12 protein-coding genes are annotated in these 14908 nt (G+C 65.7%); 11 read left to right on the forward strand and 1 reads right to left on the reverse strand.

What is annotated here, in order from left to right; genetic code table 11:
• Position 1: 1 nt before the first annotated feature.
• Genes A37U_RS0112230 through A37U_RS0112245 form a run of 4 tightly spaced genes read left to right on the forward strand, consistent with a single transcriptional unit; the run spans position 2 to position 4618 of the window.
• The gene (locus A37U_RS0112230; RefSeq protein ID WP_020496931.1) at positions 2 to 955 is read left to right on the forward strand and encodes an ABC transporter permease; all 954 of its coding nucleotides are present in this window, start codon (positions 2 to 4) and stop codon (positions 953 to 955) included.
• Positions 952 to 1806 carry an ABC transporter permease gene (locus tag A37U_RS0112235; protein ID WP_020496932.1) on the forward strand — a complete coding sequence of 285 codons (855 nt, stop codon included), beginning with the start codon at positions 952 to 954 and terminating at the stop codon, positions 1804 to 1806. Before A37U_RS0112230 ends, A37U_RS0112235 begins: the two co-directional genes overlap by 4 nt.
• Positions 1803 to 3440 (forward strand): dipeptide ABC transporter ATP-binding protein, encoded by a 1638-nt coding sequence (locus A37U_RS0112240; RefSeq protein WP_020496933.1) that lies wholly within the window; start codon positions 1803 to 1805, stop codon positions 3438 to 3440. The genes A37U_RS0112235 and A37U_RS0112240 overlap by 4 nt, the downstream gene beginning before the upstream one ends.
• A complete protein-coding gene (locus A37U_RS0112245) occupies positions 3437 to 4618 on the forward strand; it encodes an acyl-CoA dehydrogenase family protein (protein ID WP_020496934.1) in 1182 nt (393 codons plus the stop codon). Before A37U_RS0112240 ends, A37U_RS0112245 begins: the two co-directional genes overlap by 4 nt.
• Before the next feature lie 368 nt (positions 4619 to 4986).
• Here the strand turns inward: A37U_RS0112245 and A37U_RS51420 are convergent, their stop codons facing one another.
• A complete protein-coding gene (locus A37U_RS51420; RefSeq protein WP_157182776.1) occupies positions 4987 to 5163 on the reverse strand; it encodes a hypothetical protein in 177 nt (58 codons plus the stop codon).
• 470 nt (positions 5164 to 5633) lie between these two features.
• Between A37U_RS51420 and A37U_RS54855 the strand changes: the two genes are divergently transcribed.
• The 7 genes from A37U_RS54855 to A37U_RS43330 all read left to right on the forward strand — a co-directional run bounded on the left by A37U_RS54855 (position 5634) and on the right by A37U_RS43330 (position 14673).
• Complete coding sequence (locus A37U_RS54855; RefSeq protein ID WP_420806233.1) at positions 5634 to 6017, forward strand: transposase; 384 nt, start codon at positions 5634 to 5636, stop codon at positions 6015 to 6017.
• Positions 5966 to 6289, forward strand: coding sequence for a hypothetical protein (locus tag A37U_RS48250; protein ID WP_020496935.1), 324 nt, complete (start codon positions 5966 to 5968; stop codon positions 6287 to 6289). Before A37U_RS54855 ends, A37U_RS48250 begins: the two co-directional genes overlap by 52 nt.
• 6 nt (positions 6290 to 6295) lie before the next feature.
• Positions 6296 to 6478, forward strand: a complete 183-nt coding sequence (locus A37U_RS0112255) for a hypothetical protein (RefSeq protein WP_020496936.1) — start codon at positions 6296 to 6298, stop codon at positions 6476 to 6478.
• 131 nt (positions 6479 to 6609) lie between these two features.
• Positions 6610 to 8214, forward strand: a complete 1605-nt coding sequence (locus A37U_RS0112260; RefSeq protein ID WP_083933417.1) for a TIGR02677 family protein — start codon at positions 6610 to 6612, stop codon at positions 8212 to 8214.
• Complete coding sequence (locus A37U_RS43325; RefSeq protein WP_020496938.1) at positions 8211 to 9404, forward strand: TIGR02678 family protein; 1194 nt, start codon at positions 8211 to 8213, stop codon at positions 9402 to 9404. Before A37U_RS0112260 ends, A37U_RS43325 begins: the two co-directional genes overlap by 4 nt.
• A gap of 2 nt (positions 9405 to 9406) precedes the next feature.
• Positions 9407 to 13504 (forward strand): TIGR02680 family protein, encoded by a 4098-nt coding sequence (locus A37U_RS0112270; protein ID WP_040587437.1) that lies wholly within the window; start codon positions 9407 to 9409, stop codon positions 13502 to 13504.
• Positions 13501 to 14673 (forward strand): TIGR02679 family protein, encoded by a 1173-nt coding sequence (locus tag A37U_RS43330; protein ID WP_020496940.1) that lies wholly within the window; start codon positions 13501 to 13503, stop codon positions 14671 to 14673. The genes A37U_RS0112270 and A37U_RS43330 overlap by 4 nt, the downstream gene beginning before the upstream one ends.
• Positions 14674 to 14908: the final 235 nt, after the last annotated feature.

A 14908-nucleotide genomic window follows, 5' to 3' on the forward strand; every position in this document is an offset into this window, starting at 1 on the left:
CGTGAACGGCTCTGTCAGGCTGCGGGTACTGCGGCGCCTTGCCGAGGCCGTGCTGTTGCTTCTCGTCGTCGGCACGATCGTGTTCTTCCTCGAACATCTTGTGCCCGGCGATCCGGCACGCGCGATTCTCGGTGGTGCATCCGCGCATCCGAGTCCGCAGGCGCTGGCCGCTGTGCGGCACGAATACGGTTTCGACCGGCCGTTGCTGGCGCAGTACGGCTCGTTCCTCGCTGGTCTGCTACGGCTGGACTTCGGCGAGTCGTACACGCTGAAGCAGTCCGTGCTCAGCGCGATCGGTGGTCAGCTCGGGTCGACATTGGCGCTGACGCTGACCGCCCTCGGTATCGCCTGGGTCCTTTCGGTGGTTTCCACGCTCGCCGGCGCCGGGCGGAACGGGTGGTGGGCGCGGATCGGCGCCGGGGTCGAGGTCATTGCCGCGGCACTGCCGCAGTTCTGGCTCGGTGTGGTGCTGTTGCTCGTGTTCGCCGTGCGACTGCACTGGCTGCCGGTGATCGGTACCGGTGCGACCGGGCTCGTGCTTCCCGCGTTCACGCTCGGCATCCCGCTGGCCGGGTTCCTCGGCCAGGTCACCCGTGACGAGTTCGACGCGAAACTCAAGCAGCCGTTCGTGCTCTCCGCGCGGGCCCGCGGCATGTCCGAAGCGGGGGTCCGCGCCCGGCACGTCCTGCGGCATGCCGCGCTGCCCGGGATCACGCTTTCCGGGTGGGGGCTCGGCGCGCTGATCAGCGGCGCGGTGATCGCCGAGGTCGTGTTCGCGCGCCAGGGAATCGGACAGCTGCTCGTCACCGCGGTCAACTCACAGGATCTGCCGCTGGTCATCGGGATCACGTTCGTCGTGGCGCTGGTCTACGTCGTCGCGAACCTGCTGACCGACCTCGCCTATGTCGCGGTCGACCCGCGGCTGCGCACGACGATCGGGGCGAGCAAGGCATGAGTGTACTGACCGTCCCGAACGCCGCCAGGACGCGGCGAACTCCGCTGCACAGTGCCGGTTTCTGGGCAGCACTCGCGTTCGGGGTGCTCGTCGTGCTCGCCGCGGCCGTGCCAAGGCTGCTCACCGGACGGGATCCGCTGGACATCCACCTGGATCAAAGCTTCGATCCACCAAGCGTGGCGCATGTGTTCGGCACCGATCAGTCCGGGCGTGATGTATTCGCCCGTGTCGTATACGGGGCGGGCCAGTCGCTACTCATCGGGCTCGGTGCGACAGCTCTCGGTCTGGCCGGTGCGGTCGTGCTCGGGCTGCTCGGCGGACTCGGTGGACGCGCCCTCGACGCTGTCACGACACGGTTCATCGAGGTCCTGTACGCGTTCCCGGGGCTGTTGCTCGCGCTGATCCTCATCGCCGTGTTCGGGAACAGTGCGGGCACCCAGGTCATCGCCGTCGGGGTCGCGTCGATGCCCGGCTACGCGCGCATGGTGCGCGGACAGGTGCTTGCCGTTCGTGGCTCCGGCTATGTCCAGGCCGAACGCGTCCTCGGCCGTGGACCGGCCCGGATCCTGGTCCGAACCGTCCTGCCGAACGCCTTCCGGCCGCTGGCCGTGCTCATCACGCTCGGCGTCGGGCAGGCGATCGTCTGGGCCGCGGCGCTGGGGTTCCTCGGGCTCGGCGTGCAGCCGCCCGCACCGGAATGGGGCGCGATGCTCAACGCGGGCCGTGACTACGTGCAACAGGCATGGTGGCTCGATTTCTTTCCCGGCGCGGTCATCGTCCTGTTCACCCTCTCGCTCACGGTGCTCGGACGCGCCGTGCGTGCCGTCACCGAACCCGGAGGTCGCCGATGAGCAGCCCAGCCCGCCTGCGGGAGAGCCTTGCGACCGCGCAGCCGGTCGTTGCGGTCGAGCAGCTCTCGGTCGGTTTCCACGGGCACACCGTCGTCAAGGACGTGTCGTTCACCCTCAAAGCCGGGCGGTGCCTGGCGATCGTCGGCGAATCCGGTTCGGGCAAGAGCGTCACCGCGCGGACACTTCTCGACCTCAATGGTCCCGGCGCACACACCACCGCGCATCGGATCGAGCTCGGTGGCCAGGATTTGACGAGGCTGCGCCCGCGGGCGTGGCGCAGGCTGCGCGGACGGCGCGTCGGCTACGTGCTCCAGGACGCGCTCGTCTCGCTCGACCCGTTGCGCAGGATCGGTGCCGAGATCGCGGAACCGTTGCGGTTGCACAAATTCGGGCCACGCGTGGCCCGCGAGCAACGAGTACTGGAGTTACTCAGCGAGGTCGGCGTGCCCGAGCCCGAACTCCGGGCACGGCAACTGCCCTCGCAGCTGTCCGGCGGGCTGCGGCAGCGGGCGCTGATCGCCGCCGCGCTGGCACTCGACCCGCAGGTACTGATCGCCGACGAACCGACGACCGCGCTCGACACCACCGTGCAGGCACAAATCCTCGGACTGCTCGCCACCGCGAAGCAACGCGGGCGCACGATCGTCCTGATCAGCCACGACCTCGCTGTCGTGCAGCATCTCGCGGACGAGGTGCTGGTCATGTGCGCTGGGCAGATCGTCGAATCCGGTCCGACGACCAGGGTGATCCGCGCTCCGGAACATCCCTACACACAACGGCTCATCGCCGCGATCCCCTCGGCCCACACGAAAGGCACCCGCCTGTCCGGCACCCGGCCACCCGATGTAGCGCCCACGCCGAAACCACCCGAGGACGCCGTGTTGCTGCGCGCCGAAGGCATCAGCAAACACTACCGTGGTCCCGACGGGCGCGAACGCAGCGTCGTCCAAGAGGTCAGCTTCACGATACGACCGGGCGAAACGCTGGGAATCGTCGGCGAATCCGGCTCCGGGAAATCGACAACCGCGTCGATCGCGCTGGCGCTCACCGAACCCGACGCGGGCAGTGTCTCCTTCGCGAACCAACCGTGGAGTGAGATCCGCGAACGAGACCGCCGCCCAGTGCGGCGCCGGATTTCGGTGGTATATCAGGATCCGCTGTCCTCCTTCGATCCGCGGCATACCGTAGGCCGAATCATCGGCGATGCCCTCGCCGGACACGGCGAGTCCACGGTCATCGAACTGCTGGATGATGTCGGGTTACCAGCGGATATCGCGGCCCGCCATCCGCTCACACTCTCTGGCGGGCAGCGTCAGCGAGTCGCGATCGCTCGTGCGCTCGCCGGTCGGCCGGACCTACTGGTGTTCGACGAACCGGTCTCGGCCCTCGACGTCAGTGTGCAGGCCCAAGTACTCGACTTGCTCACCGATCTCCAGCGCGAACACGGCACGGCATACCTGTTCATCTCGCACGACCTCGGCGTCGTCCACCACCTCAGCGACCGTGTACTCGTCATGAAGGATGGCCGTGTCGTGGAAGAAGGGACGGCCGACGAGGTTTTCACCGCGCCACGCGAGCCCTACACGAAGGCCCTACTGGCCGCCTTGCCCGAACGATGGGGAGAACAGGCATGAACGAGTTGCTCAACCGGTTCGCGCCCGTCTTCGAGCGCATCGCCGAAGGTTCCGTTGAGCGTGAACGCGAACGAGAACTACCCCACGAACCGCTCGAATGGTTGCGCAACAAAGGTTTCACAGCCGTCACGGTACCGACCGAATACGGCGGTGCGGGCGCGGATGCCCCGGAACTGTTCGCCCTGCTCATAGCACTCGGCGAAGCCGACTCGAACCTGCCACAGTTGCTACGTGCGCATTTCACGTTCGTCGAAGGGCTCCTCCTCGACCCGGCTCGGCCCGATCGCGAAGACTGGTTCCGACGTATCGCTGCCGGTGAGATCGTCGGCAACGCCAGTCATGAGCGCGGCAGCGCTGCAGTCGGCAGGCTGTCCACCAGAATCACCCCGGATGAGGGGAACTGGTCGCTGTCCGGACGGAAATTCTACAGTACCGGTTCCCTATTCGCCGACTGGATCACCACGAGCGCCGAAAAACCCGATGGGGAAAGGGTTTCGGTTTCCGTGCCGGCCACGGAAACCGGAGTGGAGCGCATCGACGACTGGGATGGTTTCGGGCAGCGGCTGACCGGCAGCGGGACGACGATCTACACTGACGTGGCCATCGATGCCGAGCTCGTGCGACCAACCCAGGACACGCAAACCCGAACCGTGCTACCCGCGTTCCTGCAAACGGTACTGCTGGCCACACTCGCTGGCATCGGCCACGCAGTGGTGCGTGACGCCGCGGCGTTCGTCCGGTCCCGGACCCGAACCTACAGCCAGGGCACCGGGGCGACCGCGGCCAGCGACCCGCTCGTGCAGTCGGTCACCGGTCGCCTATCAGCGAACGCTTTCGCCGCGGAAACACTCGTCCTCGGCGCCGCGCACCGGATCGCGACCGCCCACGACCTCCTCGTCACCGGCAAGCCAGCCGACCCCGCGATCGAGAAAGCCGAACGCAGTGCCGTACAAGCACAATTGACCGTCATCGACCTCGTACTGTACAGCACCACGCAACTCTTCGACGTCGGCGGAGCATCAGCCACATCCCTGCACCGCGCGCTCGACCGACACTGGCGCAACGCACGCACCATCGCCTCACACAACCCAGCGATCTACCAAGAACGCGTGCTCGGCGACCACCTCCTCAACGACACCGAATTGACCTATTTCTGGTCCACCGGCGAAGCGCACTGACAATCCACCACCGACCTCAAGGACGCATTCCGGTCGGTGCGGTTGTTCTCACCGGAAGCCAGAACGACCTTCCGAAACGGTTCGAAACCAAGGTACTCAATCTCAGCGCCACACCCTCACACACGATCGAGCAAACAGCCCGGCGAACGGCTGCGGCGTTCGGCCACGGCAGGCGAGTATGACAACGGTGGTACCTGCAGCGAACGACTCCGGTGATTCTCGATGCCACACCCGGACTGCACACGGCGAAACGCAGGGCCACTGCGCAGTGCCGCCGTGCGTTGACGCCGTTGTCGGCCTACCGCCACGGTACGGACGGCGTCGTCGCCAGCGGTAACCCTTCTTGCCGACAATCGCTCGGTACTCGCTCAGATAGTTGCTTTCGGCAGTAGGCAACCTCGCTGCTTGCCGCCGTCGGCCTGCCGGTCATACCGGTTCAGGGAACCAGTGAGCATGCGGATTCCCATGTTGAAGGGACATTTGAAACACGCAGGTGCAGTGACTTCCACCACCGCCACATGCTCGATCCTGACCACTGCGGCCACGTGGCATACCATAATTCGCTGCACCGCAAGAATGCGCACCCTCCTACTCGAAGGAAGTCAGGCCGGCGTCTGCTGCGCTCGCCGACCTCAACTCGGTGCTTTGGGCTGGAGTACGTAACTCCGCAGTGGGAGCTGCGGACGGAAGTTCAACGGCGTCGGCGGCTACGTCCACGAACGGCTGGCGCTCTTCGGTAGCCGCAAACATGGGGTCGTGGTGCGGAACTGAACCATTCGCTTCACCAACGGGTGGGCCACCCGACGCGGAGCATACCGCTGGATCGGCACCGCGCGCAGGACGACGCCGATGCCAGTCGGTGATGATGCCAGAAGGCCGTGCGGGAGAACCGTAGGAACGGTTTTGGATTACGGGGCAGGAAATGGAGCGCTACTCAACCGCCAGCCCAAGCCTACCTAAAGATCCTGGTGAGCTGCCCCTGGCGTCGTGGAGGCATGCACAATGAGGGGTGGGCATGTCAGAGTCACGACGGAAGTTCGATCCGGAGTTTCGGGACGGTGCGGTGCGCTTGGTTCTGGACACGGGCAAGTCGGTCGCCGAGGTTGCCCGTGACCTGGGAATCAACCCAGGTGCACTGGGCAACTGGGTGACAAAGGATCGTGAGCAGCACGACGCGGTCAATGGGATACCCGAGGATTCGGCTGCTGAGGTGAAGCGGTTGCGCGCTGAGCTGGCGGCGGTGCAGATGGAGCGTGACGTCCTCGAGCGATCAGTGCTCGCGTGGGTGAAGGGGCGACGAAATGAACGTGGCCCGCATCACTCGCCGACCAGAGGACCAGCCATGGTGTGCCACACACGATCTGCTGCGCCCTGCTGGAATATGCCCGCGACCACCTGACCGCGGCCGGGCGCTGCCTGACCACACAGGCGCCCGGCCTGGCCGAGCTGCACGCGTCGGTCGACGGCGCCATGCAGGTCACCACCGCCCTGGCCGATCTCGTCGCCACCTTGATCCACCAGGCACCCGCCGCCCTCGGCCACCGCAGTGACCTGGTGCTCAACGAGTTTCTCGCCGACCTGCGCGCCATGCACGGCTGCCTGTCTACCGGCCCGCTGCTCCTCGCGCCCGCCCGCGACGACCTGCACCACCTCCTCAGCAGCCAGCACTGAGGACCCATGCACGATGACACAGCCGCTGCCTATGACCGCGCCGAGCATCCGCGCCTGGCCCGCCCCGAACCCACAACCGACGAACAGGCCCCGCACGGCGTCGCCAACACGCTCGAAGCCGATCCTGGCGACGCCGTCGACCAGCGCCGCGACGCGCCCGCGCTCGACCAGGACGAATCGTGGCCTTAAGAGGCTCCGGCAATTGGGCCCCTGCGAGTCGGTCTTGTTGGACTGGTGATGGGGCGGGCACGGGGGTAGATGATCATGGGCCATTCCACGAATGGGCACTCCGTGCCGGTGGTGGTCGGTAGCCTTGCGGTATGGCTTCGGACAACCGGCGAACGGGCGAGGAGTCGTTTTCCGATGTGACCGCACCTGCAGAGACCGCTGGTCGGGTGCTGAGCCATGCGGACAAGCTCCGGCTGGAGTCGTTGCGTTATGCGACCCGGCGGGAGGCGGAGACCTATGTGGCGATCATGCGCACGTTTACTGGCGGGATCAGTGGGCTGTTGTCGGATCAGTCGGCTGCCGAGGTTCGGCAGCGGTTGATCGTCGAGCACAGTATCGAGCTCGATCTGGATATTGTCGATGTTCGGTTGTCCCGGTTGGTGGAGTTGGGGAATCTGGCGCGTAGTCCCCGGGAGGCCGAAGCACGCTCGATCAAGGAGTATCTGCAGCACCGTGCTCGTTACCAGCTCACTCAGCGCGGCGAGGCCGTGCACCGGATGGTCGAGGAACTCCTGCAGCGCGCCGAAACCGCTCATGAGGTTTCCAGCGAAATGCTCGGCGGGATCCTGGAGGGGCTATGGGTGCTGAACCGGATCGAGACCGAGACGTTGGCCGAGTTGGCGCCCGACGAGGTGGCTCGTCGGATCACGACACTGTTCGCGCAGTTCGAGCGGCTGGTGGATTCCACCCGCGATTTCTACACCTACCTGTCGGAGGTACTGCGGCGGTTCGATCTGAACCCGGATGAGTTCAAGGCGTACAAGAATCTCCTGATCGATTACCTGCATCGCTTCGTCGAGGAGATAGGGTTGCATATGCCGCAGATCGGTGAGGAGATCATCACGCTCTGGCCGAGCATCGACGCACTGGTGGACCAGGCGAACGCGGGCCAGCGTCTGGTGGGTCTGGATGGCACGCGAGCTCGCCGGGATCGGGGACTCGATGTCGGGGACTGGCCGAGCTTGGCGTTGTGGTTTCTCGGCGAGCCGGGCCGGGAGGCGGACGCGGTGCAGGTGCGAGGGCTGGCGACCCAGGCGATGAACGCGCTGTTGTCGAACCTGCGCAGGATCGTGGCTGACGGCACGGGGGAGCGTAGCCGTCATCAGGATCTGGTTACGCTCGCTCGCTGGTTCGGCTGCAGCGACGATGCGGGCGCGCATGCCCTGTGGGTCGCGGCTTTCGGACTGTATCCGGCCCGTCACTTGGGTTTTCGTTCCGATCGTGAGGGTGCGTCGCCTTCGCCGACCACATCGTGGTGGCAGGGTCCCACGGCCGATGTTCCGGTGACGTTGCGCAACCACGGTGACCGTACGGTGCGTGGCAGGGTCGGTAAGCCGGCGGATTACTCGACCGCCAAACGGCGCCGTATCGAGGAGAGAGAAGCCGTGGAGCGCCGCCGCCGGGCCGCGCTGGCCGAGCTGGAACAGTGGAGCGGCGGCCAGATCTCCGATGACGCGCGTGCCGCGCTGCTCGATCTGTACGGCGCGGCCCTGCTGTCCGCAGGCGGACCACTGGCCGAAGGGGAGCGGACTTCGGCGTACGCCGAGACCGGTTTGTGTCTGGTGGTGCGCAGTGTCCTTGGCGGACACACAGTTATCAACAGTCCACAGGGGCGGCTGGAGCTGGTCGATCTTGCCCTGGAGATCGTCCCCGCGGCCGGGGCGTCCGAGGGATCGCGCGCGGAGGCGGATCGATGAGCGGTGGCTACGAGGAGGAGGATCGGCGGCGCGCTGCCCGGTTGTTGCTGCGTAAGCCGATGCTGGCCGCGGATACCGATGGGGACGAGTTCCGGCTGGTGCGCAAACATGCGCGGGAACTGACCCGACGATTCGCGGAGAACCTCGGTTATCGCCTGGTTGTCGAACCGAGGGTGGCCCGGCTGTACAAGGCAGGACTCGGCCGCGACCCGAGCCGCCCGCTGTTGCGCCGTGGTGGTGATCGGCCGTTCGATCCGCGCGGTTATGCGCTGCTGTGCGTGACCATGGCCGCGCTCGGCCGGTGCCGGGACCAGTTGATGATCGACGAGCTGGTTGGCGAGGTGCGTGGCACGATCGCCGAGGCGGAACTCGATGTGGACCCCGACGTGCCCGCCGACCGGCGCGCGTTGCATGCTGCGTTGCTGGTGCTGGTCGAATGGGGTGTGCTGCGCGAGCGGGACCACGATGGTGGCGGGTTGGAGCGCTGGGTGTCCGACCGGAATGCGCGTTCTTTGCTCGATGTGGACCGGGACAGGCTGCGTTTGTTGCCCGCGGCGACCGTGGCGGACACACGCTCCCCCGATGATCTGCTGGACGTCGCCGCGTTGCCCTCGGCTGCTGGCGGTGCCCGGGTCGCGGTGCGGCGGCGGCTGCTGGAGTCGCCGGTGATGACTACGGACGAGCTTACCGAGGAACAGGCCGAGTGGTGGCGGCGCAGCCGTAACCGAGAGCAGGAGACGCTGCGCGAGCTGTTCGGTGTCGAACTCGAATTGCGGGCCGAGGGCGCGCTGGTGATCGGTCCCGATGACGAGCTCTCCGACGTTGCGTTTCCCGGCCGGGGTACGGCCAAACAGTTCGCACTACTACTGGTCGAACGACTGGTTCGCTGGTGTGTGGACTACGGCGCGGACGGCCCATGGTGGCAGGTGCCGGTCGAGGTGGTGACCGGTGAGTTGGACGCGCTGGCGACTGAATACCGCGTTTATCTGAACAAGCCGCATCGGGAAAATCCGGACAAGTTGCACGCGGAAGTGTTCGAGGTGTTGAACGCGATGGGGCTGGTGCGCCTCGCCTCGGGCGCCCTTGGCCCGGAATGGCTGGTGCACGCAGTGGCAGCCCGTTATGCCCCACAACCTGAGGTCGTCGGCCCGCAGGCCTCGCTGTTCGACGACACGAACGGAGAAGCGTGACGATGTCCCGATTGATGGCGGTCCCCGAGGAAGTCCTGGCCGACCCGCATCGGTATCGATTGGCCCGGGCCGGGGTGTTCAACGTTTGGCAGTACGACGGACAGATCTTCGAGTTCGCCGATGGGCGGATGCTGTTGCGTGGCGCGAACGGAGCGGGCAAGTCCAAGACACTGGAGATGCTGCTGCCGTTCGTGCTGGACGGCGACAAGCGGCGACTGAGCGCCTCGGGTGGAGGGCATCACACTAGTTTGCTGTGGCTGATGCTGGAGAACGGATCCTTCGGTGCGCCGAGTCGTATCGGTTACGTGTGGGTGGAATTCGCGCGCACCGATGAATCCGGGCACCGGGAGGTTTTCACTTGCGGGGTCGGTATCCGCGCCTCGGAATCGGCGAAGTCGGCTCCCACGTGGTTTTTCACCTCACCGCATGCAGTGGGAGACGGGCTGGATCTCGCGGACGGTTCAGGCCCGTTGCCTCCGGACCGGTGCCGCGAGGCCGTGGAACCGGACGGCGTGTACTTCGATCAGCATTCCGGGCGGGCCTACAAGGAGCACGTTGGCCGTACCTTGTTCGGCTTGGAACCCGGTCGGTACGACGAGCTGCTGCGGATGCTGTATTGGCTGCGGCGCCCGCAGGTCGGTGAGGACATCGATCCGCGTTCCCTGGCCGAGACACTGTCGGTCGCCTTGCCACAGCTGGACGAGGAACTGCTGCGCTCCACCGGGGAGAGCCTCGATCAGCTCGCTGACTTCGGCGACCAGATCGACAACTTGGCCCGAGCGACCAGGGCTGTGCGGTCGTTCACCGAGACCTACCGACAGTACGCGGCCACGGTGGTCGGTGAGCGTGCCCGCGCCGTGCTGGGAGCGATCACCGAGCAGCGCAAACGCCAAGCCACCTTGCGGGACCGCGAGGCCGAACTGGCGGAGGCCGATGAACAGTTGACCAGTGCCGAAAACGCTGATGCCGATGCCGAGGAACGACAACGCGAGACCGGCGCCCGCAAGACGCAGCTGGAATCGAGCCCGGAGGCGCGCAGCCAGGAAATGCTGCGGCAGAAGGACCGTCGCGCCACCGACCTCGCCAATGCCGCTAGCCGCGCTGAACGAACCGCACGAGACGTGGAAACGGAAGCAAACCTGTTACACGAGGACGTCAGCACCGACGCCGGGCAACTCGGTGCTGAACTGGCCACAATCGCCGGGAACGCCGACAAGCTCGCCAGAAGACTGGTGGACCAACGTGTCGGCATCACACTCGCGGTGCCTGGATTCGAGAAACCCATGCAGGTGACGGACTCCGAGCGGCTGCGGACTGCGCTCGAGGACCACGCGGCACGGGTCAGCGAATGCCGCCCTGCGATCGGAACCGCAAGGGCGGCTGTGCAGGTAGTCGGCGAAGCATTGACCGAGTCAGAGAAAGCCGAAAGCGAACGGCAAACAGCCGAGGAACGCCTAAATGATGCTGAACAAGCGGCCAATAAGTCTGCCGAGCGATTGCAGGCCGCCGAAGAACACGCATCCAGTGCCGAACACGCGTTCACCGTACAGCTCACCACATGGCGCACAGACGAGCGAGCCATCCCGTTCGAACTGCCCGAGGAACTGGACACGGCGATGCTGCACGAGCTGCCCAGCCGTGCCCGAGCGGCAACCGAACCGCACCTCGCCGAGCTGCGTGTGCGCCAGTCTGCCGCCTCGGTGGAACGACAGGGCGCCGAGGGGCGGCTCGGCGAGTTGCGGGAACAACGCGCGGCCATCGAGGTCGAACCGGATCCGGCGCCTGCATCACCGGCACTCTCACGCGCGCAAAGGGATCCGGCGACCGGCGACCCGCTGTGGCGGCTGATTGACTTCGCGGACCAGGTAAGCGCCGAACAGGCTGCCGCGCTGGAAGCTGCACTGGAATCCTCGGGGCTGCTGGACGCCTGGGTGCGATCCGATGGGGCGGTACTTGACGCGCACACCCACGACGTCGTATTGGCCGCCGGTCCAGCCGCCTCGGGAACGACGCTGCAGGAAGTATTGACACCCGCGCCCGTGGCGGAATCACCAGTGTCGGCCGACATCGTGCGAGCAGTGCTCCGACGTGTGCAGCTCGGCGGGACCGATGGCGAACAACAGGTACGCGCTGGCCTCGATGGCACGTGGCGGCTGGGGCCGCTTGATGGACGGGCTGGGAAACCGGTCGCCCAATACATCGGGGTTCGGGCTCGGACCGCGGAACGCGCTCGTCGCCTCGCCGCTATCGACGAACAGATCGACCACAACGAGGCGATCCTCACGGAGGCCGAGCGGATCCTTGAGCAGGTGGGCACTCGGATCGCGGACATTAATGCGTGGCTCGCCGCGCTGCCGCCGACCGACGAGCTCCGAGATGCGTGGTCGCAGGTTCGGTCCGAACAAGCCGTGCACACCCGGAACCGGGAAGAGCTCGGTATACGCGTGGATGAAGCGAAACGCAAGCGCACTGTCGCGGCCGCCGCCGCGCGGCAACTAGCCGAACTTGCTGAACTGCATGGTCTGCCGAGTGATCGGGTCGGTCTGACCGCGCGCGATAGCGAGCTCGCTGCACTCGACCGGCAGGCACACGACCACGTCGGGCGCTGCCGACGACAGCACAACCCACTGGAGAAGTGGGCGCGCGACCGTGCACGAGCCGATACCAAACGCGAGCAAGCCGTGCAGGCAGCAAACGACGCCAGGGCCGCCAGGGAAACCGCAGCCGAGGCCCGTACCGAGTACGAAACCCTGCGCGACACGCGGGGCGCCGAGGTACAGGAGCTCGAACGGCGATTGCGCGATGTCGAGCGCGAACTTGAGCAGGCTGGTGCCGACCGTAAGGCTGCGCAGGAGAAGCTGCGCCAATGGAGCAAGGAACGCGGCGCTTATGAAGAACAAGTCAATGGGGCGCGCAAGGCGGTCGAAGACCATACTCCGATACTGGTGGCAACGCTGCACACCTTCGGCGCGCTGCACACCGTGGAAGGCTTGCTGGACACAGTACTCGAACGGCCTGCCGATGGTGCCGAGGTCGCCGCCCTGACCACCGCCGGAGCATACGCGCCGGGAGAGGCCGTCCCGCAACCCGTTCAGCGGCTTGCCCGCCAGTTCACCAGCCGTGCTCCGGGGCAACCGGTCCGGGGCACGACCGTACTGGGCCGGTGGAACGAGCTGCTTGGCAGCGAAGCCGGCTCGACCGATCCCCGCTGGTTCGAACAGCAGGAGGTCATCGTGGTGCTCGGCCGCGATCAGGCGGGTGAACACCCGATCAGTGTGCTGGCGGGGCGGCTGGACGCCAAACTCGCGGCCGACCGGGAACTGTTCACCGAGCGCGAAGGCCGGATTTTCACCGAACATCTGCTTGGTGACCTCGGCGACGCACTACGGACCCACCGCCAGGAAGCCATAGAACTCGTGGCAGCGATGAACCGGCTCCTGAACAACGTCAGCACTTCGCAAGGCATCACAGTGCAGCTGGCCTGGCGACTTAAGGACGACGTTCTCCCCGAGGTACGGGAAGCCACCGAACTGCTGACCAAACCAATGGGTGCGCTGCTATCCGAGGAACGGCAGCGACTCAAGGACGCGCTTCATCAGCTGATCGAAACCTCCCGAGAAGAGCACCCCGAACTGGACTACGCCGAACACCTGCACACGGCATTGGACTACCGGGAATGGTCGGAATTCCGGGTCAGGATCAGCAGACCGGAAGCGCCGGGCGACTGGAAAGACCTGACCCGCCGCACTCCGTTATCGCAGGGTGAACAGAAAGTGGTGTGCTATCTTCCGCTGTTCGCGGCCGCGTCCGCACATTTCACCGGCATCGCCGGGGCATCGGCTTACGCACCACAGTTTATCCTGCTCGACGACGCATTCCCCAAGATCGACGTGAAAACCCACCCGAAACTGTTCGGACTGCTGGTCGACTTCGACCTCGACTTCGTGATCACCAGCGAACGACTGTGGGGCGATTACGAGACCGTGCCGAAGCTGGCCATCTACGAAGCGCTCCGGTCACCGACCGAACGGGGGATCGCCCAATACAAGCACCTTTGGGATGGGCGTAGGCTGCGCGCGGTGGGGATGCAGTCGGTATGACCGAGGTACCCAGGTGGCTGGCCGATCCCGCACTGGAACCGGTATGGCGCCGAGTGTCCGATGCCCTGGAACAACGCGGACTCCTACCGACCGGGCGTATCGTCTTGACCGGCATGGAACGGACCACTCGGCACGCCGTTGCTGGAATCCTCGGTAGACCAGTGCTCACTGACCGGGCACGGATCGACCTTGCGGAACTGGACCAATTCTTACGCGAACGCTCCCGGATCGGCGGACTCCGCGAGGTCGTGGAAGCCATCCAGGGCGAACCGCTGACCGACAAGGCAGCGCTGCGATCCGCCCACGGTACCTCCCGGCAGGCACCATTTGCAGCAGCGCATGCCTGGCTGGCCGCCCATCCCGAGACGCGACTGCCATGGGCCGACGAGTGGCTCGCGGGCTTGCGCCGAACCGGATACCTGACCAAACGGCGCAACCCCGTAGCGTTGATTGAACGCGCACTGGAAATCCTGGCAGAGCGGGACAGCGGAACAGACATCATCTCCCGCGCCGATCTGGCGGCCCGGACCTGCGGAGACGCACACGCCCTCGACGACGACCGCCCACTGACCCACCTGGTACTGCGTGGACTGGCAACCGCCTATGAGATGGAGTATCCGATATCGGCCACGCAGCGGCGCACACTCTGGGAACGCGCCAGCGTCCAAACGGACACCGTCTCCTCCACCTGCCTCACCTTCGGTCTGCGCGACGGACTGGCCCACCTCACGCTATGGGACCTCCAACGAACAGTGGTGCATGTGCCTTCCAGCAAGATTCTGGTGTGTGAGAACCCCAGAGTGCTCGAAGCCTTCGCCGAACAACGTCCCGAGGTCGCCGTGGTGTGCACCTCGGGAGAGCCCAACCTCGTCACCCTCGACGTACTACGCACATTGCGAGACAGCCGAGCCGAAATGCGATACCACGGCGACTTCGACTGGCCCGGAATCGCCATCACCAACCGACTGATACACGCCCTCGGCGTGTGTCCCTGGCGCATGAGCGCCACCGACTACCGACAGGCAGTCCAAAACCTCCCCGACCAACTCGAACTAACGGGAGCCCCTGTCATTCCCGACTGGGAAGCCGAACTCGGCCGTGCGATGGTCGAATTAGGGACCGCGGTTCACGAAGAATCCGTTCTCGAAACACTCATCACCTCATTTTGATCAGCTAATTCGACGTTTGAACATCTCACAAGGATCTGTGGCAGTCACCAGCAAATCATAAGGACCCGCCCTTTTGCGTCGTGGTCCGTTGAGTGTCAGATGGACTGCTCTGTCCTGATTTCTTCCCGCAGTACGTCGTTCGGTTCAGGATCACGGGGTGTGGTGTGGTTACCTGGCCGACTGGCCCTCGAAGGGGACAGCGGTCCATAGGTTTCGCAACAAACTTCCGCGGAGA

The organism is Sciscionella marina DSM 45152, from assembly GCF_000379465.1.
In the GTDB taxonomy this organism is placed as follows: domain Bacteria; phylum Actinomycetota; class Actinomycetes; order Mycobacteriales; family Pseudonocardiaceae; genus Sciscionella; species Sciscionella marina.